Origin of the sequence: Rhizobium sullae (assembly GCF_900169785.1) — a bacterium.
In the GTDB taxonomy this organism is placed as follows: domain Bacteria; phylum Pseudomonadota; class Alphaproteobacteria; order Rhizobiales; family Rhizobiaceae; genus Rhizobium; species Rhizobium sullae.
In genome coordinates this window covers 1-22,020 of record NZ_FWER01000078.1, presented here as the reverse complement: position 1 = coordinate 22,020, position 22,020 = coordinate 1, and the positions used below count along the sequence as shown (strand labels likewise).

Here is a 22,020-nt window from a genome sequence, read left to right as displayed (position 1 = left end):
CACCCACACAATGCCGCTCGAAGACATCAACAAGGGCTTCGAGCTCATGCATTCCGGCGAAAGCATCAGGAGTGTTGTCATCTACTGAGCGTCAGCCGGGCGCTCGCATCTGCCGAGGTTAGCCACTGTCCGGAGACCCGGACGGGCTTCGGCGCAACAGGGGAGGAACATGCAATGGAAAGCGCAGTTCAAATTCATCCGGCGGTCGATGGCGGTTTGAAGCCCGCCAATCCCGGCTTTGCCGGCGGCACGCTTGTTTGTGCGTGCACGGACCGGCCGGTCAAGGTAAGGATCGAAGGACAGGTCGCCCATAACCACGTTTGCGGCTGCACCAAATGCTGGAAGCCCAAAGGCACCTATTTCTCCGTCGTTGCGGTTGTCCCACATGACAAGGTGACCGTGCTCGAGAACGGCGACAAGTTGCAGGTGGTCGATGCAAGCGCGTTGATCCAGCGTCACGCCTGCAAGCAATGCGGCGTGCACATGTATGGGCCGGTAGAGCGAGAACATGCGTTCCAAGGGCTGGACTTCGTTCACCCCGAACGTTTTCAAGAATCCGGCTGGGCTCCGCCTGAATTCGCGGCTTTTGTCTCCTCGATCATCGAATCGGGCGTTGATCCTAGCCGAATGGACGGCATACGCGCCCGCTTGCGGGAGCTTGGACTGGAGCCATACGACTGCCTGTCGCCGACCCTGATGGACGTTGTCGCCACCTTCGTCGCAAAGAAGTCCGGTGCTCTTCCTAGTTGAATGAGCAGACGGAATTGATGAAGGCTGTCAGCGTGCAGACAAGCACGCTGACAGCCTCTCGATGACGAAATTTGGAAGTTCGTTTTGACGCCATCCGGGCATAGGCTGATGCCTCGATATGATGGCGTTCATCTTCGAATGCGGGAACAAGCCATCGAGCACCAAATGTGTTCGCCAACCTGAACCCATTTGCGGTTTGATAATCATCCGCAATCGAAGGGCCGAAACGATCAATCGCGTGATCGATCTGGGCAACAACGGCAGGTTGCTGCGTGAAAATCGTTTCGGCCACCCGCACGGCGACGTCACTGCCGGGGCAGGCGTCTGTTCTCGATAATAGTGTAGACAGAGCGGAACAACACGTCCTCCGATAGGGTTTTAAGTTTTTGGTGTCGCGCTATGAAATTGCGAGGTGCAGTAATGCGATCTGTATTGATATTTGCCGCTATGACGATAGCGATGACCCTTGCACTGGCCTCTGCTGGGTTGGCCAAGAGCGACAAGGAATTTCTGAGCGACGCGATGAAGGGCGACAATTCAGAAATCACGCTCGGGGAACTCGCTACCCAAAAGGGCGGAAGCGAGGATGTGCGCTCGCTAGGACGGGCGCTGGTTGACGACCACCGTAAAGCCAAGGACGAAGCCACGGCTCTCGCAAGCGATCTTGAGGTGAAGATAACCACCACTATCACCGTCGAGGCGCAAAGCGCGGTTGAAACGCTGCAGCGCAAGAGCGGGCCTGAGTTTGACCAGGCGTTCGTGGACTATATGATCTCGAACCTCGAGAAGGACATTGCGGAATTCAAGGAAAAGGCCGGCGAGGGTGGCAGGCCGGTCCCGGAATTTGCAAAGAAAATGTTGCCGGTGCTGCAGAAGCATTTGCAACTTGCGCAGTCGCTGAGCAGACACTGAAAACCGGAAACATCGACCGCTTGCCGGGTCGTTTTCGGCTTTGGTGGAATGACCGCGTCATTGTGCCATACCATGATGCTCATTGCGTTTGCCGCGGTTTCGGTTCTGAACGCAACCGCGGCGACAGGTGAACAATTCTGGAGCCTCAGATGGATGCTCGATTCCGCTCGGCTTGGGTCGAACTAGGCCAACATGCCCGCTTCAATGCCGGCAGCGATAAAAGCGTCGCGAGCAAAATCGGGCGGTTCCCTTCTGTCGACCGCCGCCCTGCAGATACGCAGCGCGTCGAAATAATGCGGGCCATTTCTCGTTGGCCATCGATGCTCAAGATAGTCGAGTGCTGTTTCTGGGCCAAAAATCGCTTCGCTGAAACCGTTTCCTACTCTGACATTCACCGGTGCGCTCCAATATATAAGAGGGCGGTTTCTCGCTTCGATGTTCATGGCTGGGGTCATGGCTGGGCTCCTCCTGAAGCCTAACCGTAAACGACCGGAAAATTAGAAACGTTCCATCAAAAAAATTGCGCTGCGATGGTCATGCTGCGCGCAATCTCGGTCGGCAGGCGAAACGGTCCGGCGTCTGGGTTTGAGCCAACATTGAGGACCTCTCCGATGTCTTCAGCTTTGAAGTTGCCGGCCGATTTCATCAGATGAGCCTCGTTTTCGACGGTCTTTTTGGAACATCGGGCGACGCATTTCGTTGTTGTGCTAGACCGCGGTGCGGACGCTTCCCTTCCTCGTCAACAGCTGCCGCGATCCTATCAGAAGACGAGCTTGATCTTGCCCCGTCTTAGCCACGGGGCTTTTTTCTCCGCTCATCTGGTCGGATTGGAGATCAGGAGAGCAAGACGGTCCCGGATCCGCATTCGCCAGTCGCAACCGACCGACCATCCAGGAATCATCCGGCCTTTGGCACGAAACGTCTGCCTGGACGGAAGCGCCGTCGAGCGTGACCCGGGAGCCCTCGCTTCGGACGAAGCGGTATTGGCGAATATCGACGCTAGAGACCGTCCTTGTCCGAGACATCGACCTTAACGGCTCCGCGCCGGACCGAGAGGCGACCTTTTCCGGATGAGGCTCGAGTGTTGCCGCACTTCAGCCCCACTTCAATTCGCCTTTCGCGACCTTCGCACCCAGCTCCAGCGAGGAGACGTCGGCAAGGTCCGGGTAGCGCTTCATCATCGCCGCGACCAGTTCGGAACTATCTTTGGTCCGGCTCACTTCTTCCTCGAAAGCGGTGAGATAGGCGCGGGTAAACGCGACGGCCTCAAGACCCTGGGCCGCGCCCTCGACCTGGTGGCCCGGAACGACGATCTTCGGCGCGCGGGCGGCGATGCCGTCGAGCGCCTTGATCCAGGCTGCGCGCAGTTCGGCGGTTGCCGTATCCGCAATCCAGACGTGGTTGCCAGAATTGACCAGAACACCGCCGAATACCGCCTCGAGCACGGGTACGAAAAGGTAGCGCCGGTCATGCATGCCGGGAACCTCGACGATCTCGATCGCATTGCCTTCCAGATCGAGCGATGCGGCGTCCGAAGCTTGCGGGATCACCACGTCCGCCAATGTCTGCGGACCGTTTTCCTTCAACTGCGGTCCCCAGACCCCGAGCTTTGCCTCGACATTGGCCTTGATCGCCTCGACGGTGACGGGCTTTGCAATGACCTTCGCCTCGGGAAATACATCAACGATCGGGCGCAGGCCGAAATAGTAGTCCGGATCGTTGCAGCTCACATAGATCGTGGTCAGACGCTTACCCGTTGCCTTGATCGCATCCGCGACGGTTTTCCCATCGGGAAGGGTGAAACCACCGTCGATCAGGATCGCGTCCTTGTCGCCCGTCAGCAGCACTGGCGTGCGGCGGAAGCCTGTTTCGCTCGCTTGAAAGAACGTCCACATAAGGGTGCCGCCACCTTCCGCTTGGGCAAAGGTCAGGGGAAGGGCCGTCACAAAGCCGGCAGCGGCGGCCATCTTGAGGGTTTCGCGGCGGGTGATCATGGCATGTCTCCTGAGGTTGAATCACTCTTCCTTCTGTATTTCAGGTCTTGATGGGGCAATAAATATCGTTCAATCGTACAGACTGTATGATCTATTGAGACAAACTATGGGCGGCCACCTTAATCTCAACCGGCTTATCTTTTTCACCGCCGTGATCGAGGCTGGCTCCTTTACGGCCGCCGCAGACCGTCTCGGCGTCGCCAAGGCGGTCGTCAGCCACCAGATCGCGCGACTGGAGGAGGAACTGGGCGTGACGCTGCTGACGCGCACGACCCGCCGCCTACACGCAACGGAAGAGGGCAGCCTCTTTTATGAGCGCTGCGTGCTCATTCTGCGGCAGGCGGAATCCGCCTATGGGGAAATGTCGCTTCGTAGCGCGGAGCCTTCCGGAACGCTGACGCTGACGGCTCCGCTCGACTACGGAGCGGCCGTCGTGGCGCCCACGATCGCGGGCTATCTTCAGGCCTACCCGCAGATGCACGTCGACGCGATCTTTGACGACAGCGTCAACGATCTCGTCGCCGAGCGGATCGATCTCTCCATTCGGGTGGGGTGGCTGTCGGATTCCAGTCATCAGGCGCGCCGGCTCGGGACGTTCGAGCAGGTTCTTGCCGCGACGCCGTCGGTTGCCGCCCGCATCCCGGCTGACCTTGCTGCGGCAGACGCGGCCAGTCTTCCGTGGATCGCCAATGGCGCCCTAAAAAATGCCCTTCGCTGGACATTTTCCCGCGGGCAACGGGAAGCCGTGACAATCGAAACACGCTCAATCGTTACGACGGACAAGACGCCGGCCGCTTACGCTTGCGTGCTGGCCGGCATCGGCGTCTCGGTCTTTCCCGACTACATGGTGGCGGCGGATATGCGGGCTGGAAAGATCGTTCGGCTATTTCCTGAATGGGCGCTGCCGCAAGGCGGCATTCATGCCGTGTTTCCACCTGCCCGGTTTCGGCCGGCCAAGGTCAGGGCTTTTCTTGACATGCTGGTGATTGCGGAGCGCAGGCGTATACGGGAAACCTCCGTCATATCGACGCTCGACCCGATGGCGCCATAGCAAACGGAAACGGAGCCTGTGCAACGCAAACGATCGCGGATGCCCCGTCCGCCAAGCAGCAGCCGTCTTTACATTAGAGACGGCCCTGCTTTTTCGCAGGAGTACAAACCTGATCCGCCAGCAACCGACTGGCTGAGGCGCGAGTGATTGCGGGTATTGTAATTCTCTCACTTTTAAAGTGCAGTTTCATTTGGTATGGCTTGAGGCGAAGAGCTTGGGCACATTGAGGTTCCACTTTGCCGTCGTAAACACCGGTCTCAATCCGTTTCACCCTCATGGGCAGGATAGCTTCGCGCTCATCCTGACTGTGATCACGTTCATCGGGTGGTGGTCTGAGACCGGTTTGGCATTGTTGAAATGTGCCATGCGCCAGCTTCAGCTGTCTCAGCTCTTCCGTCGCCCGAAACATCGCCATGCCGTGCCCGCCATGGGCTGATCTCGCCACCGTCTTGATGAGCTTCCTTCAGGAAGACCAAGACGACATGAGCAATGTTCTTAAAGTTGAATGGACCATTATTCCCCAAATTCCACCACAGCCGTGGCTCGACTGCAATGGATGCTCTGCCCCGAGACCGTTTGAATGCAGCGGTAAGGCGAGGCTGAATGCCAATGGCAAAAAGCTCGATGCCTGGCTAATCTACGGGTGTTCAGTATGCAGCAAGACCTGGAACCGGCCAATTTTTGAGCGCCGCAATATCGGCGATGTTGATGCCAAAACGCTGGAGGCCCTCCAAGGCAACGATCCGACCTGGATCAGCGTCCAAGCGTTCGACCTAGTCGCGCTGAGACGAAAGACCCAACGTATCGACGAATTCGATGATGTGGAGGTGCGGAAGGTCGTCCTCAGCGTGACGCCGGTTTGGTCTTCGGTGGAAATCAACATGGTCGTGCCGATGCTGGCAAGCATTCGCGTCGACAAGCTGATTGCCTCCGAGTTTGGCTTGTCCCGTAATCGGGTGCGGTCACTTTGGGCCGCTTCTGCGCTCCGATCTAACATCGATAGGGGCAATATACTGCGGCGGCGCGTCAGGCACGGATCGCGGCTGGTGCTGGATGTTGCCGATCCAAGTGATCAGCCATCCATCGAAATGGCAGCGTGTGGTCGATAGCTGGCGGCTCCATGGCAAGCGCAGCAGGATCGGTTCCTGCTGCGCTTGGCCTCTACGCGGTTCCACCAGAGGGAATCCCTCCCCGTTGTAGAAACATAGCGTCGCTAGGTTTTCGGGCGCTCACAGCCAATTCCAGTTGCACGAAAGGTACGGTTGGATGGAACACTCGTGGCGATCATTCACCTCGATGACCTCACCGCCGCCAAAGAAAGGTTAACGCCCGGTCGGGGAGTTGGTCACTTAAGCCTAATGAGGCCTGCTTCAGTAGGTCTGAACCCGCAAGCCCGGTAGAAGGAGCTCAGATGCGGTTCAAAGTCCGCATGTAGCCACTGTGCTCCTCGATGTTGAGCGACCCTCGTCGCTTCCTTTACCAAACGTGTGGCAATCCCCTGCCTTCGCATCCGAGGGTGGACGCAAGTGTCAAGGATGAATGCGTGAATGCCTCCATCCCACGCCACGTTCACGAAGCCGACCAACTGACTGTTTTCATAAGCCCCTATATGGGTGAGGCTCCGAGATAGAATGGCAGAGAAGTCTTTTCGTTCATGACTACCCCAGGCTTCCAACCAAAGCGCATAGAGCTCATCTGCAGACGGAAAGGGATCAATTCGAAGTGTTACCATTAGGTCTATCCCGTTCACTGATGTCGGCGTCGTCGACGATGGCAACAAGTGTTGAAAGCATATTGACCCGATTTCAATTTCGCGATTTTCCCGGCGGAATCTGACGAGCTCCAATCTCTCACGAGTTGGAGCCTCCGGCAAACCTGACGCGGTTTGCCAATGCGTTGGCCTGCGTACCGCGCCAGATGTTCATTCGACGCTGCACGGTTCCAAATAAGGCCGCCTGATCAAGGGACGCGCAAGGTTGTGGAGCATACCGCTCGACGGCAACAGTTACGTGATCGGAAGCTGGTGTGAAAGCACAACGTCTCACTTGAAAGCGACGGCGGACCTGCGGCCATGACGCGGGCAGTAAATCGCGTGATAGCTGGCGCGCAAATACCCGAGCCGCTATGGGGCTATTACCAACCAGACGCACGTGGAACGGTACAAGAGCCCGTTTGCCTAAGGGCCGGGTCGACATGCTGATACGGCGCTGGCGGATTGCCAAAGTCGCTCCCGGCGCCGGCCCCGGCGGTCGCCGCCGCCGGGAAGGTCCCTTGCCAATTCAGGCAATGATGTAGACGATCTTGAACGTCGAGGGTTCGACGATGACGATCCGGCCATCGGCCAAGATGAGGAAGCGGTAGCCTTCGTATTGCGGGACGATCTTGATGATCCGCGGCGGCAGCGGCTCAAGCCGGACGGTTTGCGGGATCGTCGTGCCGACAGCCACCGTGAAGTTGGTTTCGCGAACCGGCTCGACATTGACCTCCTCCACGGCTTGCTGGATTTCGGTCTTCTGTTCGACGGAGATATTGACGGTCGCGTCGCCTCCAGTCGTCTTCGAGGACTGATCGGACGTGCCCGACGAGGTGTTCCCGCCCGTGGTGCCGGTATCGGAGGACTTAGGCGTGGTCGTGGTGGCGCCGCCGGTCGTGGTGCCGGCATTGCCCGATCCTGCGTCGCCTGCCGGCTTATCGGATGTGGCTTTTCCATCAGGCGACGTTACCTCGCCGGAGCTCTTCGTCGTGCTCTTGCCGCTCTCGCTGCCGGATGCAGGCGCCTTCTCTGATGAGGATCCCTCGGCCGGTTTCGTTGTGTCTTGCTGCTGGGTGTCAGGATGATCCGTCCCTTGCGAAGACGAGTCGGATGTTCCCGTTCCGCCACTATCGGGCTTGACGGTTGTGGCGTCGCCCGTTCCGCCTGACGGGGCTTGTTGACCCGAGCCCGCGTTTGGCGCTTCTGCGCCTGACGGCTGCTGCGTGCCGGACTGCGGCTGCTCGCCCTGCGCGGCGCCTTTCTTCGGCAGTATGGGGGCCGCATCCTGCGCAGATGCGGAAAGCAGACAAAGCGGTGACGTACCGAGCGCCAGAGAGGCGATCAGGATAGGTAGGATCTTGCGGTTCATGTCTATCTCCTTTGGGTTGGGACGCACTTTTCCAGCGGGCGTCGCAACACGGCGTCCTTAAGCGTCGATATCAACTTGAGCGTTTGACGGAATGGATGCTGCAGGCCGCACCCATTCCTTGTCGTCAGTTGACGATCTGGATGACCTTCCGGGAAGAAGGCTCCACGATCACCCGCTGATCGTTGACCACAGCGTAAGCATATTTCGGGTCTTCGGGCACGGGCGTCACGACGACCGTCTGTGGAAGGGGTTGGCCAACGGCAACCTTCTCTTCAATCACGACGGTATCCGACGGAGCGGGTGCCTCGCGGACGTAGGTGACCACCTTTGGCGGCGGCGGCGCAAGCAGAGTGCCGGCGAGGGCGCCTGCTGCGCCACCGACCGCGGCACCAGCCGGGCCGCCGAGGATCGCGCCTGTTGCTGCACCACCAACCGCACCGTTGACCGTCGACGATCCTGCAAAAGCCGCGCCCGACATAAGGGCGAGCGCTGTGGTGGAAACCAGGATCTTCTTGAGCATTGTTTCCTCCATTGTTTCAGCGGCTGTCTTGGCAGCCGCGCAGTGACCAAACGATGGTTCAATGAAGGAGTTCCCTACATAAGACCATAGGCCGGAATGACGTAAGACCTTAGTCTGACAGGTTTTTTAGTGATAACTAATGTTTGCATCGCAACATCGGTGTTGAACTTGAGAGCGCAGAACCAAGGGCTTGGCTCCATCGTCCAATCGATCGAAAATCCGACTACGAGCTGATGACCGTTAACGCCAGCAGTCCGCTTGGCGGTCCCATGCGCTTTCCGATTTTCCTTAGCCACCATCGCCCATGACCACGGCATTGCGAAGTCTTATCGTCAACTGCCCGCCGTCGCCTGAAAGGAGCTCGCCGTAGACATAGAGCAAGCCGGCAAGGGCGATGACAAGTGCGACGGCCGCCGTGCACCAGCCAGCTTTGCCCCGGGTTGATCCCACGTCCTTCATCGCAATCCTCCTTTGGCGATCTTCCGTCATCGTACCCCAATGCCGGGCAGCAACTGACGTTCCCGCCCTAGACCACAGTCCGAAAGCCCGAGAGGCTTTGTACCCTGTCATTCACGGACCAAAGTCCGATCCCGTCAGGGACCGAAGTCCAATACGGGCGCTTGAGCGGGCGTCGCTGTGGAACAAACAGTCCGTGAAATGCTTCCCCTGTCGTCAAAAACGCGGAGAATGTATGATGATCCAAAATCCCAATCCCCTGCACGACCCTAATCGCCTAAGTGATCTGGACGTACGCACTACGCCGGTGGATCGTACTCGCTCCAAACCGTGGGTGGGCTGGATCGCTGCCATCGCCGCGATCGCCGTGGTCGCCTTTGCTTACACGCTGTGGACCGACACGCCGGGTTCCGATTTGCAGACCACGGCATCCACCACGAATTCTGAGCCTGCATCTGTCCCGGCAAAGCCGACGGCACCCACTGATAACAGCGCGGCGCCGGCACCGCCTACACCGCCGGCGGCTCCCGCACAGCAGTAAATTGTTGGCAGAGAAGGAGACATTCAAAATGATGAGAAAAATTGTTCTTGCCAGTGCCTTCCTTGGCGCCCTGGCATCTTGCACAGCCACCGAGAGGGGAACGGCCATTGGAGCCGGCACCGGAGCGATCATCGGCGGAGCCGTCAGCAACAGCGTTGAAGGTGCTGCGGTTGGAGCCGTCGCTGGTGGCGTCGCCGGCGCTCTGATTGGCCGCTCCACCGAACGTCGCGGCTACTGCGTGTATCGAGATCGCTACGGACGGACCTACGAGGCCCGTTGCTAGAAAAACGGCTGATTCATCGCATCCAGCCAGAAGAGAGAGCCGTTTTCCTCGGCAAGGAAAGGCGGCTGATTTGATGTGTTGCGGCCCTTTGCCCTATGTATGTCCCGATAGACTGGAACACATTCGTGAATAGCTGGCCGCGCAACGCCAGAGGATACGCGGAGATTGCGGATCGAAGAGGCGTGCAACTCACAGATCAAGCGAGCATAGGGAGCATGACGAAGGGAGCATCATGTCACCGGGAATGACAATCAAGGAAGTCATGGGCGAGCTCGCCGCACTCGAAGACCCGAAGATGCGCGCGGCTAATGAACGCCGTGGTGACGATCACGGCGTGAACCTTACCCATCTTCGCTCTCTCGCCAGGCGGCTGAAGACACAGCAAGAACTCGCACTTCATCTGTGGGATACCCGCGACACCGCCGCGCGCCTTCTCGCGACCCTCGTGTGCAGGCCGAAGGCCTTCTCCGCGGCCCAGCTCAACGCAATGATCCGCGACATTCGCTCTCCAAAGCTGCTTGATTGGTTTATCGTGAACGTGGTCAAGCCCGGTCGCTACGCCGAGGAACTCCGTCTGGGCTGGAAGGACGGCGACGACCTCGTCGGTCGCGCCGGTTGGAGCCTGACAACTGAAAGAGTCGTCAAGAACCCCGAGGGCCTCGACCTCGATGCATTGCTCGGCCAGATCGAGAAGGAGATGAAGCAGGCACCTGCTCAGAAACAGTGGGCCATGAATCATTGCCTTGCCGAGATTGGCATTCATCATCCAGAACACCGCCCGCGAGCTATGGGCATTGGCGAGCGGCTCGCCGTCCTGATCGACTACCCTGCATCACCTGGCTGCACGCCACCCTACGCACCGGTCTGGATCGCCGAGATGGTCCGCCGACTGGAAGGGACGGGAGGTCCATGACCACACCTCCAGCGTGTGTTTCGGCGTGGGACTTGCCCGAACGGTTCGCCTCAGTCCGCGCCGCCAAAATGCCGGGAGCGGGTCATGTTGACTGAAGCGTAGTCTGCATCGAGGATGTGGTTTTCGCATTCGTCTGGTTTCATGATTCAGACGAGGCGCCGGGATGACGCCAAACTCCTTCAACACCGCCGTTGTCGGCAACACTGGCAAGCCCCAAGCTCCGCCACCTCTTCAGCATGTCAAGCAAGGCGGACGTGTCGTCGTTCGGCGCCAGTGCGAGCATATGATTGTCGGCAAGATCCGTGACCGCAACAGGCATCTAGCCCCGCCGCCCTCGGCGGGGCAGTCGGCCATCAACGCAGCGGCTGGCTACTGTGACTTTTGAGGATCGTCGGCCGGATTGACATACTTGATGCCCCATGGGCCAGTAGTCGTAATTTGAACGACTGTCTCCTCGTCGAAGTAAACGAAATGCGCCATGCCGGGCGGCAACGCGAAGAAACTGCCTGCAGGCAGTGCCTTGGCGGCTTTCCGATCGGCCGTTTCGCCCATTCCAAGATTAGTAGTCCCCGATACGACTGTGACCACTTCATCCGCAGGGTGTGTGTGGGGCGCGATCGCATAGCCCGACGGCACCTTGAGCCGGAGGGCAAACAAACCTTCCTTGGTGGGATCGCCGAACAGGACCGCCGCTTCTGCTCCGGCAGGAAGCACTTTGGGGGCCGGCCCCCACTTGACATCATCGGGAGTGACCATTGTGTGCGCACCCTCTGCCGAAGCAAAGGAGGCCATCCCGCATAATCCGATCACGCCGGCTGCGAATATCGATGCAACTCTCATGACAAACCTCCCTCTCGCCAGGCCTTTACCTCGGCTGAGCGCAGGGGCAAGGCTCGCGAACTGCAAATAGTACGTCCGCGCACCACGTCTAAGCAAGCTCTCACTAATGGATTTTATAAGAATTGTCTAATGGACGGAGGGGATGATAAAAGCTCCTCGGGAGCCGACGAAGTCTCTCCTCGCCAAAGGCGCTGCGAGTGTCCGTACCAGAGCCACAAAACCACGCGATCCGGCGCAGCCGACTCGCCCGCCGTACCCTTGAAGAGCAGCCCGGTCGCGACCGGCCAGCCGCTTAACCAATTCCATTTTCTTTCGATTAATTTAGCGAAAGTTTATTTTCAGGGGGCAGAATGAACATTTCCATTAAGACGGGCCTGACTTCACTTCTTATTGTGCTTGCACTTGGCATCTGCGGCAACGCCATTGTGTCGCTGGTTGGGTTGAACGATACAAACTCGTCGACGATCGCAATCGGCAAGAGCTTGTTGCCGGGTGCCCGGGTCGTCGGTGACTTGGCGGTGCTTGGCCGCTTGGCTATCGATCGCAATTGGTGGGGAAAAGGACTCGGAGCCGCGCTGTTGCAAGGCGCTGTGCTGCGGACCGGACAGGCGGCCAATATCATGGGTATTCGCGGCTTTCTGCTCCACGCGATCTCCGAAGAGGCCAAGGCCTTCTACGAACACTATGGCTTTATCCCATCCCCTGCCAATCCTCTGACGCTCGTCATGTCGCTGAAAAGCGGTGCAGGCCGGTAAGACATCATCTACGGTACGCGGAGTTCGTTCGTGCTTCCTTTTCACAGGAAGGACCTGCGGCGGCCTTGCTTCAATGACCGGTCAATAGCTCTGGAATTAGCCTCAAGGCGCGGCTGTCCTCCGTCAGCCATCGAAGGAGGATGCCAAGGCGACCGTTGAGACCATTGGCGTTGCAGGTGGCAATCGTCACCGGCTGATTCGCCCGAAACGCGCGGGACAGAACTCAGTCGAAGTCGCGGTCGATACTGTGCAACCGTATCGGACTAAAGTCCGAAAAAAGCGTCAGCGTCACAGTTTGGCCCGATTCCCCGGAATTTTTAGAAAGCGCTTTGATACATCGATCCGCCCCATCCGGGACCGGAGTAAGCAGCAGCAGGCTGAGCGGGTGCCGCCCGGGGAGTCCGGCGACAAGAGGCCTACGGGACTGAGGGGGATCCATGTCTTATGCACGCGAACGGCAACTGGATGGTCTGAGGACCTTTGCCGTTTCAATGGTGCTGTACGACCATTTTTGGGCAGGCGAAGGCTCAGTTTTGGGCCATCTCGGCGTTCGCCTGTTCTTCGTGCTCAGCGGCTTTTTGATAACGCGGCTCCTCCTGGAATCCCGATCGGCAACCCAATATGAGCCAGGCAATACGCTGAAGTCGTTCTACATTCGCCGCGCGCTTCGGATATTTCCCCCCTACTTCGCGATCCTGGGCTTCGTTTGGCTCATCAATCTCGAGGGCGCTCGAGGCAGCCTCAAATGGCACGCGCTCTATCTCTCGAATTTCTGGTATGCCCTTCGCGACGAATGGACGCCATGGGTGTTGTGCCACACTTGGAGCCTGAGCATCGAGGAACAGTTCTACATCGTCTGGCCGCTGGTCATCCTGTTCGCACCACGCCGGTTGATTGCACCGATTTGCATCGCCGTCATCACATTCTCACTCGGGTATCGTTTCTACTGGCCACTGACAGGCACACCATCGCTTGCGCGTGACCTTCTTCCTCCCGCGTCGATGGATGCGCTTGTCGCAGGCGCGCTCCTCGCAGTTTATCGAAGCAGCACCGAGGCTTGGCCACAATGGATACGGCTAAGCTGGGCTCCGCTGACTGCTGCCGCCGTCATTTTGCTCTGGCTGAGATCAATCTCGATGACGCCGGCGCTCGAATGGCTGACGTGGATTGGCAGCGAGGTTTCTCCGCTCGTCCCGCTCGTCATGCTCGTTGGATGCTGTTCGGCAGGCTTGCGAGGCGCCTTCGGCCGCCTGCTGGAGCTGCCACCGGTTGTTGCCGTCGGGCGGGTAAGCTACGGCGTTTACCTTTTCCATCCAATCGTCCTATCGCTGATCGTCAAGGCCCAGCCTTTTATCCCGGTCAATGTTTCTGAACAGGGTCCTTGGCGATTCATGATTGGAACGACGGCCACCTTGCTGGTCGCTTCGATTTCGTGGCTGGCTTTTGAAAAACCGCTCAACCAGTTTAAACGCTACTTCCCTTACGTGCGCTCCGGACGCGTGGCCAGCCCTCCTTCATCTATGAAGCCAAGTGAGGCTGGCGGACGGGAATATGATACTTCGGCCTATCGCCGCATTTCCGACGAACGTGCGAGCTGAACGATGTCTGTTCCATTGATCTCCGTTGTGCTGCCTGTCTACAACGCCGAACCCTATGTGGCGGCCGCGCTAGAGAGCATTCTGCGCCAGGACTACCGGCGCCTTGAAGTCATAGCGCTTGACGACGGGTCGACCGATCGATCGCTGACTATTCTGCAACGCTATCGCGACGTCGACCAGCGCGTCCGTATCGTTTCGCGGGAGAACCGCGGGCTTGTGGCGACTTTGAATGAGGGCATTTCCTTGGCGGAGGGCGATCTCATCGCCAGGATGGACGCAGATGATGTTTCCTATCCGTCGCGCTTTTCACGCCAGGTGGCGCTGTTTGCGCAGCAGCCCCAGCTCGCGATGAGTGGCACCGGCATCGATCAGCTTCTCGGCAATCGCGTCGTACGCGGTAAGCCAAATCCGGTCTATCAGTCCGGGGATTGGCACATCTTGTCGCTGTTCTTTACAATCTTCTTGCACTCGACGGTGATGTTTAACCGAAAGCTCATTCCTGAGGACATGCTGGTCTATGACGCCAGCTATGTGCACGCGGAAGATTTCGATCTCTTCAGGCGCATCGCACGAGAGTTTCCGGCGGCCATGATCGATGAAAGCCTGGTCGCCTATCGTATTCACGGCGACAGCATCACAAACAGGCATAAGCCGCAAATGCGCCGGACCCATCTGAAGATCGTTGCCGAGAACCTCGAACGGCTATCTCTCAACGATGACCCGGAGGCTCTTCATGACATCGGTGCAGCCGTCACACTAGACACGGTACGCCGTGCTGCAAATTGCATCCTCACGGTGGAGAGAAACATCGCCAAGCAGGCTGCACCGGCAGCCGCCAGCTATGCGGAGGGAGCCTTGTCTTTCTTCTATTTCCTTTATCAGCTCATTGCCGATGAGCAGCGTCCCGACCTAACCCATGAGTTTCTCACGCGAACCGGAAAGTGGCAGGTCATTCGGCGGCGCGAGCGATATGGACTTCGCTCTGCCGTTCATGCCCCGTGGCTGTGTCGCTTTTCGGACGGGGCCACCCGGCGGGTGGACACGCTGGCGCGTTACTGCCGATCGGTGCCTGTCAAAATGGTCCCGCCGCTTCAGGGGCTCACATAGTGGGCGGCGTTGCTGCCAGGTCTGCGCCTCTTGTCATCTTCGTAGGACAGGCGCTGTCAGAGGTAACCCTGCTCGACTGTAGAACTCGTCTGCCGAGGTCACAACCGCCATGCTAGAATTCATTGCGTCGAGTTTTCGGCTATTGCGCCAGGCGCTGGGCAACAAGATCGGCCTCGTTGCGGTTGTCGTCGCTCTTGGGCTAGGCAGCGCTGTCCTTGAAGGCACGGGCATTGGTCTTATCATTCCGATGCTCGGCATCATTGCCGGCGAAAAGGATCCTTCGGGGATGGCCGGGCTCTCAGCGGTCTTCCAGCAAGTGGGTGCCGGTTTGGACGACCGCACAAGACTGATTGCAATTGCTGCCGCCATCCTTGGACTGATCACTCTGAAGAATGTGCTGGCGTTTGCCAACGCCGTGCTTGCCGGTTTCATCTACGGCAAAGCGGGCCACGCGCTCCGCAGCTCTCTTGCCGGTCAGCTTCTGACAATCGGATACCCGTTTTTCCTCAAGGAAAGTCCTGGGCGGCTGCTCAATATCATTTCCAACGAATCCTGGCGCGCTTCGGATGCAATCCAGACCATGCTCGCTTCGATCGTCTACGCCTCGGCCATTATCATTCTGCTCGCCTTTCTCCTGCTTCTTTCATGGCAGATGACGCTGTGCGTTGCGCTGGGGCTTATTCTGATCCAAGCCCTTCACGCGATCTTGTCAGCCAGCCTGAAAGCCCCGAGCCGCAGTGTCACGTCGTTCAACAGCGAGCTCGCCGCCAGGATGCTTCATCTTGTACACGCCGGACGGCTCATCCGTGCATTCGGACAGGAGCAGCGCGAGAGAGCAGTCTTTGATGTTGCTTCAGATGCCGTACGAAAATCAGGTTTCGTTCTACAGTCCCGCCAGGCCGTACTGCCGCCACTGACCGAGGCGCTGCATTCGGGCCTTTTTTTAGCCGTCGTCGTCAGCGCCTGGCTTTGGGGCGTGAGCTTCCCGATTATCGTTGCTTTCGTGGTGCTGCTCTATCGGCTGCAGCCACATGTACGTTCACTTCAAATGGCGTGGAGCCAGGTGCAAAGCTGGAGCGGCTCTTTGGAGGAGGTCAGATGGCTTCTGGATCCATCCGATAAGCCGGCGCCGCCAGCAGGCGGCGGCCAGCTTCATGCCCCTCTCCAGCAGATCAAATTTGATCGCGTGACCTTCAAATATCCGGGTTCTGGCTCGCGAGCCGTGGTGCTGCGCGCTGCGACTTTCGAAATTCGCCAAGGTCGCTCGACAGCCATTATCGGACGCTCTGGCGCCGGAAAAACCACGATCGTCAATCTTCTGTGCCGATTTGTAGAGCCCGATGAAGGGCAGGTTCTGATCGACGGCACCTCTCTTAATCAAATCGACCCAGTCCAATGGCGACGGAAAATTGCGCTCGCCAGCCAGGACCTTGAGCTGATTGACGGTACTATCCTTGAGAATATCACCTATGGTCACAATGCCTCTTTGGCCGAAGCGGAGAGCGCAGCAAAGCTTGCTGAGGCGCACGAGTTCGTCGAGAAGCTTCCTGACGGATATGAGACGATCGTCGGCTATAGGGGGGCCAGTCTTTCGGCTGGCCAACGGCAGCGGATTGCGCTGGCAAGGGCACTGGTGCGCGATCCGGAAATCCTCATCCTGGACGAGGCCACGAATGCCATGGACGGATTGTCCGAAGCAGCGATCGTGGAGACCTTGAAATCCAGAGCCGGTCGTCGTGCGACGATCGTCATCAGCCATCACCGCAGCACGATTTCATTTTGCGACGACATCGTGATCCTTGACGGCGGCCGCGTCAGGCATCAGACCCCGTTTGCCGAAATCGCGACGTTAAGCATGGACCAGCTCTACGAACACGCAACGCCTGCTTCCTAACCGAGGGCATGTTTCGGCCCGCCGGAAGTTGCGGGCATCGGGGATTGTGCCAATCTAGGAACCGAGAAGGTGGTGGAGCCTCCGGAATTCTTTTGGCATAATCTGGTTGTACACCGCAAGATATGCGCGCGGCGCGTTTAGATGGCAAATGCGCGGATGCGCCCTGCCCTGCTGAATGGCCTGGCCCAACGTCCCGGTGTCTATCGGGACGTTGCCCCTTGAAAGAGCCGCCGCACAGTTTCACAAAGTACAGATGAACGTTGAGCATCTGCCGCTTGGTATCCTGCGCGAAAATCCGGTTGTCCCGCACGATTGCGCCGGGCGCAATCGGCGGCATCCGTGACCGCAGCGCCGCCGACATTTTTTCCCACGCCATGTCGTGTGGCTGCGTGCGCGCGCTGTTGCAGGGTTCGCACAGCCGCGCGAGACTTCAGGTAATCCGACTTGAGACTGCCCACGCGCCGGTTCTTCGTTTTGTAGTCGTGGACGAACAGCGGCGCAGCCTGCGACGGACGGCCGAACACGGCCTGCAGGTCGGAGCGCTTGGTTTTGTGCTCGCCCGTGGTTGCGGGCGCACCGCAGATCCAGCAGTTCAGGACAGGAACGGTCAAAGGCTCGTTTGCCGGAGCAGCCCTTCAGCGGCTGCGGATCTTACGCATGGGCGTGCACAGCCCGCGGCGGCTTTGCGGCCGGATGGACTTTGACCTTCACTTCCACCGTCTGGCCGAGAAGGTCGAGCATCTTCCACATGCGATCGACCGTGAAGCCGTCCAGCTTGACGCGGCGGATGCGGGAGAATTCGGTGTAGTTGATTCCGGTCAGCGTTCCGGCTTCACGCACCGACAGCTTCCGCTTGTCGAGCGTCTTGATAATCTGCGCCGCCAGAGTCGCCCGAAGATGCTCCAGCTCCGGGTTCGGCATATTGAAGTCGCGGAAGATGTTATCGCTGCCCCGGACCAGTTCCAAATCATCGCTCATCGTAAAGCCTCCTTCAGTCGTTTTAGTCGTTCGCGGATCAGATCGATTTCGGCTTTTGGCGTCGCAATGCCCGACTTCGATTTTTTCTGAAACGCGTGGACGACCCATATGTCCGTATCGATCTGCAACACGTAGACGACGCGGAAAGCGTCGCCCCGGTGCTTCAATGCCAGCTCGAGCACGCCCGATCCGAGGCCCGTCAGCGGCTTTGCGATATCGGGATGGCCGCCCGCGGCAACCACATTCAACGCCCGCGCCATTTCGATCTGTGCGCCGGGCGGAAAATCCTCAAAGTCTTTCCGGGCGGCCTTGATCCACGATACTCTACGGACGTTGTCTGGCATATAGTCCATGTTGATATATTTATCAACACACGTCAATGAAAATCGCGCTGCGGCCGCCATCCGTACTGGGAAGGGTGACAACTGGTTCTGCTTTCCGGAAGTCATGCAGCGTGACCGAGGTTGATGATCCGAACGAATTCTCAGCCGCGTATCGATTCTGACCACCGCACCTAAAGAGGCGCGCAGGCGATTCGGGTCAAAGATGCTGATCTCATTCACCTCGACCCAGACATTTGGGATACACGAAACCTGCAAGCCGCGCCGATCCGCAAGGAGCACTGGAGCGCTCAGAGGCATGCTTGAAGCAGATATCGCCGATGGTCGTCGTTTTATCATGACGCTTTCAAATTCCTTCAGCCGTCGTCCTGGGGCTTGGGAACATCGAGTTCGATCACAACGGGAGCGTGGTCGCTCGTATGCGCCCAGCTCCTGGGCGCCCTCCGGACGTTCGCCGACTTGAGCCATGGAGCGACGACGGGGCTGAGCAGGAAGTGGTCGAGCCGCAGCCCGGCGTCGCGCTCGAAGGAACTCCGCCAGTATTTCCAGAAGGTGTAAATGCGTTCGCCAGGATGAAGATGGCGCACGGCATCCGTCCATCCCTGCGCCACGAGATCAGCATAGGCCTTCCGAACTTCCGGCCGAAAGAGCGCGTCGTCGAGCCAGCGTTCCGGCTTGTAAACATCGATCTCCGTCGGCATGACGTTGAAGTCGCCGACGAGGAGGGTAGGGACCTCAAGTTCAAGCAGCTCGGCCGCGTACTCATGGAGACGTTGGAACCACCGAAGCTTGTAGTCGAACTTCGGACCAGGCGCAGGGTTTCCATTCGGAAGATACAAGGACCCGATCAAAATGCCGTTGATCGCCGCTTCGATGTAGCGGCTATGGCTATCGTCGGGATCGCCGGGCAAGCCGCGACGCGTCAGGACCGGCATCGAGCCTTTCGAGAGGATCGCGACGCCATTCCAGCTCCTTTGCCCATGCCAGACGGCGCCGTAGCCGGCCCGTTCGATTTCTCTCCGCGGAAACCTTGTGTCTTCGGTCTTCAGCTCTTGAAGGCAGACGACGTCGGGCTTGTCCTCCTTCAGCCATCGAAGGAGGATGTCAAGGCGACCATTGATACCATTGACGTTGTAGGTGGCGATCTTCACCGGACCGAACCGCATTTCCAAATCTCAACCAGAAAGGAAATGGAAGCTGAAAGGCAAAGTTCCTTGGGCAGGAAGGCAATTGATGGCTCCCGACGGATCCCTCGGCGCAGAGCGGACAATTGGATGATTTGAGACTGCCTTGCTCATCGACCAAGAAGTGCGCTCCGCGATGAACTCCGCGAACGGCTTGACGTTCATGTGGACGCCTGCCGCCGGCCCGGACGATTTCCCGGCGCCGACAGATTGCGGCCGTTTCGAAGATAACGATACGCTTCATTTTCTTCTGCTTGATCATGCCGGATACTTTTTCCGCGGCTTTGCAGACGATGCCGTTCGCCACCTGGTTACCAAAAAACCATAATTGCCTCGCCTAGATCATACGTCGACAACAGGCATAAAGAATTGGATCAACGCTGAATGCGCATACCCTACGTTTTTCTCGGTGCATTTCTTGCAATCGTACAGTCCGCATATGCTGAAGTCGCACCACCGCCTGTTTTGAAGCCGCTGACGCGACAGGCGCAAGCCGCCCAGTTAAGTGCGCAATTTCTTACGCGGTATAGCTACAGGCCCATTCCACTCGACGACACCTTGTCGGCCAGGGTCATGGATCGGTTCATCAAGTCACTTGATCCCGACCGCATGCTCTTCCTGCAAGCGGACATCGACGGGTTCATGTCTGACCGCAGCGAGATTGACAATGCGATAGAACGGAAGGACTTGAAGATCCCATTTGCCATCTTCAACGCCTATGAACAGCGCGTTGTTGATCGCATGAACTACGCGCGCGACTTGCTTAAGCAGGACTTCGACTTCCGCGCACAGGAAAACTATTCCGTGCTGCGCGACAAAGAGCCTTGGCCACAGTCGGAAGCCGAAAGCAATGAGCTCTGGCGCAAGCGCGTCAAAAGCGACTGGTTGCGGCTGAAGCTGGGCGGCAAAACCGACGCGGCTATTCGCGAAACGCTCGATAAACGTTATGAAAACAGACTCGAGCGCGCTTACAAGTTTAAAAGCGACGACGTTTTCCAGTCGTTCATGGACGCCTATTCAACGTCGATTGATCCGCACACGGACTATTTCGGCGCGGCCGCTTCAGCCGACTTCAATGTCTCGATGAAGCTTTCGCTGTTTGGTATCGGTGCTGTGCTGCAGGAGCGCGACGACTACACGACGATCCGTGAGCTCGTGCCTGGCGGGCCGGCGCAGCTGTCCGGCAGCCTCTCGGTCGGAGACCGCATTACCGGCGTTGGTCAAGGCAAGGATGGGGCGATAAAAGAAGTGGTGGGCACGCGCCTTGATGAAGTCGTGCAGATGATACGCGGGAAAAAAGGCTCCGTCGTGCGGTTGGACATCCTGCCGGCAGATGCTGGAGCAGATGGCACGCATCGCATTATCAGCCTGGTGCGCGATAAAATCAGTCTCGATAAGCAGGCTGCCAGGAAGGCTGTGCTGTCCGTGAAGGCGGGCGACGCCGCGCGCAAAATCGGGATCATTACTTTGCCGGTATTCTATGAGGATTTTGAAGCCAAGCGCAAAGGAGACAAGGATTACAAAAGCGCAAGCCGCGACGTCGCCAAACTTCTCGACGAACTGAAGCAGGAAAAGGTCGACAGTGTTCTCATTGACCTGCGCAACAATGGCGGAGGTTCATTGGACGAGGCGATTGATTTGACTGGTCTCTTCATCGGCAAGGACCCGGTTGTTCAGCAACGTAGCAGCAACGGCAAGATCGAAGTCAAAAGCGCGGAGTTTGCAGCGCCTGTCTGGACAGGTCCGATGGGTGTCCTGATCAATCGCGGCTCGGCGTCGGCTTCGGAGATTTTTGCCGCGGCCATCCAAGACTACGGTCGAGGCGTGATCGTCGGCGAACCCAGTTTCGGGAAGGGCACTGTTCAAACCGTCATTGATCTTGACCGGATCGTTCGCAACAGCAAACCCGAATTCGGGGAGCTGAAAGTAACGATTGCCCAGTTTTTCCGGGTCAATGGCGGGACTACGCAGCTGCGCGGCGTGAAGCCTGATATCAGCTTGCCGGGACTTTCCGATCCGACGAGCTTCGGCGAGACCAGTTATGACAATGCGCTGCCGTGGGCGCAGATCAAGCCCGCGAACTACGCTCCCGACGACACCGTCAAGACTTTGCTGCCGACATTGCAAAGCCGCCATGATGCGCGGGTCAAGGGTGATCCGGACTTCCAACGTCTGCTGCAAGACATTGCCGACCTCAAGGCGCAGCGCGAGAAGGGGGTTGTTTCCCTGAATGAAACGGAACGTCGCAAAGAAGCGACTGCTCGAAAGAATCGGTTCAAGGCTCGAGCGCAGGCAAGCGATGGCGAGGATCCTGGTGGAGACGATGGTCTGGAGGCAGATGAGCGCAGCCTGAGCGCTGCTATTGCCATCGAGAATGCCCGCAAGAAGGCAAAAGACGTCCTGCTGGACGAGGCCGCCGCCATTCTTGCAGACGAGACGGATTTGCAGGAACACGTCGGAGAGGCAGCCACAAAGCAATGGGGAAACGCGAACGGAAAATAAGTCACACCGACCGGGGCAGCGGTATGGGAAGCTTCGCAATCGTCAGGTCGGGGTTAGACGAACGGATGCCGGCGACCAACGTCATCAATCGATCCTCGGGCAGACGGGGAGGGGATTTACGAAGCAAGACGGGATCGGCGATGCGCTCCGCGACCATCCACTTCACGGCGCGGCGAAGGCGTTCCGGCGTCCAGTCGAGGCCCCGCTGCTTGAGCACGTGAGCGATGTCGTCCCATGTGTGGTCCGGCCTCATGCGCCGGACGGTGGGAAGCCATTGGC

At 58.4% G+C, this 22,020-nt stretch carries 24 protein-coding genes and 2 pseudogenes; 12 read left to right on the top strand and 14 right to left on the bottom strand.

Going from position 1 to position 22,020, the window contains the following annotated elements; all coding sequences use genetic code 11:
- The first annotated feature begins 174 nt into the window (after positions 1-174).
- Entirely contained in the window at positions 175-750 is a 576-nt protein-coding gene (gene gfa, locus BN1800_RS36115; protein ID WP_087005260.1) for an S-(hydroxymethyl)glutathione synthase, read from the top strand.
- On the opposite strand, the gene BN1800_RS36110 is transcribed toward gfa, so the two are convergent.
- Entirely contained in the window at positions 743-1,048 is a 306-nt protein-coding gene (locus BN1800_RS36110) for a hypothetical protein (protein WP_087005257.1), read from the bottom strand. The two genes, gfa and BN1800_RS36110, sit on opposite strands and share 8 nt — an antisense overlap.
- Positions 1,049-1,209: 161 nt before the next feature.
- Between BN1800_RS36110 and BN1800_RS36105 the strand changes: the two genes are divergently transcribed.
- Positions 1,210-1,662, top strand: coding sequence for a DUF4142 domain-containing protein (locus BN1800_RS36105; RefSeq protein WP_210191311.1), 453 nt, complete (start codon positions 1,210-1,212; stop codon positions 1,660-1,662).
- Between the two features lie 182 nt (positions 1,663-1,844).
- Here BN1800_RS36105 and BN1800_RS36100 read toward each other — a convergent pair whose 3' ends face one another.
- The 3 genes from BN1800_RS36100 to BN1800_RS36095 form a co-directional block, all read right to left on the bottom strand.
- The gene (locus tag BN1800_RS36100; RefSeq protein ID WP_244564781.1) at positions 1,845-2,117 is read right to left on the bottom strand and encodes a DUF982 domain-containing protein; all 273 of its coding nucleotides are present in this window, start codon (positions 2,115-2,117) and stop codon (positions 1,845-1,847) included.
- Positions 2,118-2,173: 56 nt separating this feature from the next.
- The gene (locus BN1800_RS43535; RefSeq protein WP_280173992.1) at positions 2,174-2,308 is read right to left on the bottom strand and encodes a hypothetical protein; all 135 of its coding nucleotides are present in this window, start codon (positions 2,306-2,308) and stop codon (positions 2,174-2,176) included.
- A gap of 448 nt (positions 2,309-2,756) precedes the next feature.
- Positions 2,757-3,656 carry an MBL fold metallo-hydrolase gene (locus BN1800_RS36095; RefSeq protein ID WP_087005252.1) on the bottom strand — a complete coding sequence of 300 codons (900 nt, stop codon included), beginning with the start codon at positions 3,654-3,656 and terminating at the stop codon, positions 2,757-2,759.
- A gap of 106 nt (positions 3,657-3,762) precedes the next feature.
- Between BN1800_RS36095 and BN1800_RS36090 the strand changes: the two genes are divergently transcribed.
- Both BN1800_RS36090 and BN1800_RS36080 read left to right on the top strand, forming a co-directional pair.
- Positions 3,763-4,707 carry a LysR family transcriptional regulator gene (locus BN1800_RS36090; protein ID WP_087005250.1) on the top strand — a complete coding sequence of 315 codons (945 nt, stop codon included), beginning with the start codon at positions 3,763-3,765 and terminating at the stop codon, positions 4,705-4,707.
- Positions 4,708-5,189: 482 nt separating this feature from the next.
- Positions 5,190-5,816, top strand: coding sequence for a DUF1062 domain-containing protein (locus BN1800_RS36080; RefSeq protein WP_143534223.1), 627 nt, complete (start codon positions 5,190-5,192; stop codon positions 5,814-5,816).
- Positions 5,817-6,052: 236 nt separating this feature from the next.
- Here BN1800_RS36080 and BN1800_RS36075 read toward each other — a convergent pair whose 3' ends face one another.
- The 4 genes from BN1800_RS36075 to BN1800_RS41795 form a co-directional block, all read right to left on the bottom strand.
- On the bottom strand, positions 6,053-6,439 hold the full coding sequence (locus tag BN1800_RS36075; RefSeq protein ID WP_084606597.1) for a GNAT family N-acetyltransferase: 387 nt from the start codon (positions 6,437-6,439) through the stop codon (positions 6,053-6,055).
- Between the two features lie 547 nt (positions 6,440-6,986).
- Positions 6,987-7,829: a DUF1236 domain-containing protein gene (locus tag BN1800_RS36070; protein ID WP_087005244.1), complete on the bottom strand. Its 843-nt coding sequence runs from the start codon at positions 7,827-7,829 to the stop codon at positions 6,987-6,989.
- A gap of 124 nt (positions 7,830-7,953) precedes the next feature.
- The gene (locus tag BN1800_RS36065; RefSeq protein ID WP_087005240.1) at positions 7,954-8,349 is read right to left on the bottom strand and encodes a DUF1236 domain-containing protein; all 396 of its coding nucleotides are present in this window, start codon (positions 8,347-8,349) and stop codon (positions 7,954-7,956) included.
- A 288-nt stretch (positions 8,350-8,637) separates the two neighbouring features.
- Positions 8,638-8,808 (bottom strand): hypothetical protein, encoded by a 171-nt coding sequence (locus BN1800_RS41795; protein ID WP_179213987.1) that lies wholly within the window; start codon positions 8,806-8,808, stop codon positions 8,638-8,640.
- Between the two features lie 235 nt (positions 8,809-9,043).
- On the opposite strand from BN1800_RS41795, the gene BN1800_RS36060 reads away from it, so the two are divergent.
- The 3 genes from BN1800_RS36060 (at position 9,044) to BN1800_RS36050 (ending at position 10,542) form a co-directional block, all read left to right on the top strand.
- Entirely contained in the window at positions 9,044-9,346 is a 303-nt protein-coding gene (locus tag BN1800_RS36060; protein ID WP_087005268.1) for a hypothetical protein, read from the top strand.
- A 28-nt stretch (positions 9,347-9,374) separates the two neighbouring features.
- The gene (locus BN1800_RS36055; protein ID WP_087005237.1) at positions 9,375-9,629 is read left to right on the top strand and encodes a glycine zipper domain-containing protein; all 255 of its coding nucleotides are present in this window, start codon (positions 9,375-9,377) and stop codon (positions 9,627-9,629) included.
- 262 nt (positions 9,630-9,891) lie between these two features.
- On the top strand, positions 9,892-10,542 hold the full coding sequence (locus BN1800_RS36050) for a DNA alkylation repair protein (protein ID WP_210191310.1): 651 nt from the start codon (positions 9,892-9,894) through the stop codon (positions 10,540-10,542).
- A gap of 369 nt (positions 10,543-10,911) precedes the next feature.
- Here the strand turns inward: BN1800_RS36050 and BN1800_RS36040 are convergent, their stop codons facing one another.
- Positions 10,912-11,382, bottom strand: coding sequence for a cupin domain-containing protein (locus tag BN1800_RS36040; RefSeq protein ID WP_087005226.1), 471 nt, complete (start codon positions 11,380-11,382; stop codon positions 10,912-10,914).
- A 350-nt stretch (positions 11,383-11,732) separates the two neighbouring features.
- Between BN1800_RS36040 and BN1800_RS36035 the strand changes: the two genes are divergently transcribed.
- Positions 11,733-12,137: a GNAT family N-acetyltransferase gene (locus tag BN1800_RS36035; protein ID WP_087005223.1), complete on the top strand. Its 405-nt coding sequence runs from the start codon at positions 11,733-11,735 to the stop codon at positions 12,135-12,137.
- 79 nt (positions 12,138-12,216) lie between these two features.
- Here BN1800_RS36035 and BN1800_RS44280 read toward each other — a convergent pair.
- Positions 12,217-12,327: pseudogene (locus tag BN1800_RS44280) on the bottom strand (exodeoxyribonuclease III); the annotation flags it as partial.
- Positions 12,328-12,574: 247 nt separating this feature from the next.
- On the opposite strand from BN1800_RS44280, the gene BN1800_RS36030 reads away from it, so the two are divergent.
- The 3 genes from BN1800_RS36030 (at position 12,575) to BN1800_RS36020 (ending at position 16,736) form a co-directional block, all read left to right on the top strand.
- Positions 12,575-13,735, top strand: a complete 1,161-nt coding sequence (locus BN1800_RS36030; protein ID WP_087005220.1) for an acyltransferase family protein — start codon at positions 12,575-12,577, stop codon at positions 13,733-13,735.
- A 3-nt stretch (positions 13,736-13,738) separates the two neighbouring features.
- The gene (locus BN1800_RS36025) at positions 13,739-14,842 is read left to right on the top strand and encodes a glycosyltransferase family 2 protein (RefSeq protein ID WP_087005217.1); all 1,104 of its coding nucleotides are present in this window, start codon (positions 13,739-13,741) and stop codon (positions 14,840-14,842) included.
- 109 nt (positions 14,843-14,951) lie between these two features.
- On the top strand, positions 14,952-16,736 hold the full coding sequence (locus BN1800_RS36020) for an ABC transporter ATP-binding protein (RefSeq protein ID WP_087005214.1): 1,785 nt from the start codon (positions 14,952-14,954) through the stop codon (positions 16,734-16,736).
- A gap of 651 nt (positions 16,737-17,387) precedes the next feature.
- On the opposite strand, the gene BN1800_RS36010 is transcribed toward BN1800_RS36020, so the two are convergent.
- The 3 genes from BN1800_RS36010 to xth form a co-directional block, all read right to left on the bottom strand.
- Positions 17,388-17,714, bottom strand: a complete 327-nt coding sequence (locus BN1800_RS36010) for a helix-turn-helix domain-containing protein (RefSeq protein ID WP_027512583.1) — start codon at positions 17,712-17,714, stop codon at positions 17,388-17,390.
- Positions 17,711-18,337 (bottom strand): type II toxin-antitoxin system RelE/ParE family toxin, encoded by a 627-nt coding sequence (locus BN1800_RS43135; RefSeq protein WP_244564780.1) that lies wholly within the window; start codon positions 18,335-18,337, stop codon positions 17,711-17,713. Before BN1800_RS43135 ends, BN1800_RS36010 begins: the two co-directional genes overlap by 4 nt.
- 74 nt (positions 18,338-18,411) lie before the next feature.
- Positions 18,412-19,206 (bottom strand): exodeoxyribonuclease III, encoded by a 795-nt coding sequence (xth, locus tag BN1800_RS36000; protein WP_087005263.1) that lies wholly within the window; start codon positions 19,204-19,206, stop codon positions 18,412-18,414.
- Positions 19,207-19,623: 417 nt separating this feature from the next.
- Here xth and BN1800_RS35990 point away from each other — a divergent pair, with 417 nt between their 5' ends.
- Positions 19,624-21,741 carry a carboxy terminal-processing peptidase gene (locus BN1800_RS35990; RefSeq protein ID WP_087005208.1) on the top strand — a complete coding sequence of 706 codons (2,118 nt, stop codon included), beginning with the start codon at positions 19,624-19,626 and terminating at the stop codon, positions 21,739-21,741.
- Position 21,742: 1 nt separating this feature from the next.
- Here BN1800_RS35990 and BN1800_RS35985 read toward each other — a convergent pair.
- A pseudogene (locus BN1800_RS35985) lies at positions 21,743-22,020 on the bottom strand (recombinase family protein); the annotation flags it as partial.

What these genes read in the sequence shown, in the direction of transcription:
- gfa (WP_087005260.1), top strand. Translation starts at nt 175, where the DNA reads ATGGAAAGCGCAGTTCAAATTCATCCGGCGGTCGATGGCGGTTTGAAG.
- BN1800_RS36105 (WP_210191311.1), top strand. Translation starts at nt 1,210, where the DNA reads ATGACCCTTGCACTGGCCTCTGCTGGGTTGGCCAAGAGCGACAAGGAA.
- BN1800_RS36100 (WP_244564781.1), bottom strand. Translation starts at nt 2,117, where the DNA reads ATGACCCCAGCCATGAACATCGAAGCGAGAAACCGCCCTCTTATATAT.
- BN1800_RS43535 (WP_280173992.1), bottom strand. Translation starts at nt 2,308, where the DNA reads ATGAAATCGGCCGGCAACTTCAAAGCTGAAGACATCGGAGAGGTCCTC.
- BN1800_RS36095 (WP_087005252.1), bottom strand. Translation starts at nt 3,656, where the DNA reads ATGATCACCCGCCGCGAAACCCTCAAGATGGCCGCCGCTGCCGGCTTT.
- BN1800_RS36090 (WP_087005250.1), top strand. Translation starts at nt 3,763, where the DNA reads ATGGGCGGCCACCTTAATCTCAACCGGCTTATCTTTTTCACCGCCGTG.
- BN1800_RS36080 (WP_143534223.1), top strand. Translation starts at nt 5,190, where the DNA reads ATGAGCAATGTTCTTAAAGTTGAATGGACCATTATTCCCCAAATTCCA.
- BN1800_RS36075 (WP_084606597.1), bottom strand. Translation starts at nt 6,439, where the DNA reads ATGGTAACACTTCGAATTGATCCCTTTCCGTCTGCAGATGAGCTCTAT.
- BN1800_RS36070 (WP_087005244.1), bottom strand. Translation starts at nt 7,829, where the DNA reads ATGAACCGCAAGATCCTACCTATCCTGATCGCCTCTCTGGCGCTCGGT.
- BN1800_RS36065 (WP_087005240.1), bottom strand. Translation starts at nt 8,349, where the DNA reads ATGCTCAAGAAGATCCTGGTTTCCACCACAGCGCTCGCCCTTATGTCG.
- BN1800_RS41795 (WP_179213987.1), bottom strand. Translation starts at nt 8,808, where the DNA reads ATGAAGGACGTGGGATCAACCCGGGGCAAAGCTGGCTGGTGCACGGCG.
- BN1800_RS36060 (WP_087005268.1), top strand. Translation starts at nt 9,044, where the DNA reads ATGATCCAAAATCCCAATCCCCTGCACGACCCTAATCGCCTAAGTGAT.
- BN1800_RS36055 (WP_087005237.1), top strand. Translation starts at nt 9,375, where the DNA reads ATGATGAGAAAAATTGTTCTTGCCAGTGCCTTCCTTGGCGCCCTGGCA.
- BN1800_RS36050 (WP_210191310.1), top strand. Translation starts at nt 9,892, where the DNA reads ATGGGCGAGCTCGCCGCACTCGAAGACCCGAAGATGCGCGCGGCTAAT.
- BN1800_RS36040 (WP_087005226.1), bottom strand. Translation starts at nt 11,382, where the DNA reads ATGAGAGTTGCATCGATATTCGCAGCCGGCGTGATCGGATTATGCGGG.
- BN1800_RS36035 (WP_087005223.1), top strand. Translation starts at nt 11,733, where the DNA reads ATGAACATTTCCATTAAGACGGGCCTGACTTCACTTCTTATTGTGCTT.
- BN1800_RS36030 (WP_087005220.1), top strand. Translation starts at nt 12,575, where the DNA reads ATGTCTTATGCACGCGAACGGCAACTGGATGGTCTGAGGACCTTTGCC.
- BN1800_RS36025 (WP_087005217.1), top strand. Translation starts at nt 13,739, where the DNA reads ATGTCTGTTCCATTGATCTCCGTTGTGCTGCCTGTCTACAACGCCGAA.
- BN1800_RS36020 (WP_087005214.1), top strand. Translation starts at nt 14,952, where the DNA reads ATGCTAGAATTCATTGCGTCGAGTTTTCGGCTATTGCGCCAGGCGCTG.
- BN1800_RS36010 (WP_027512583.1), bottom strand. Translation starts at nt 17,714, where the DNA reads ATGAGCGATGATTTGGAACTGGTCCGGGGCAGCGATAACATCTTCCGC.
- BN1800_RS35990 (WP_087005208.1), top strand. Translation starts at nt 19,624, where the DNA reads ATGCGCATACCCTACGTTTTTCTCGGTGCATTTCTTGCAATCGTACAG.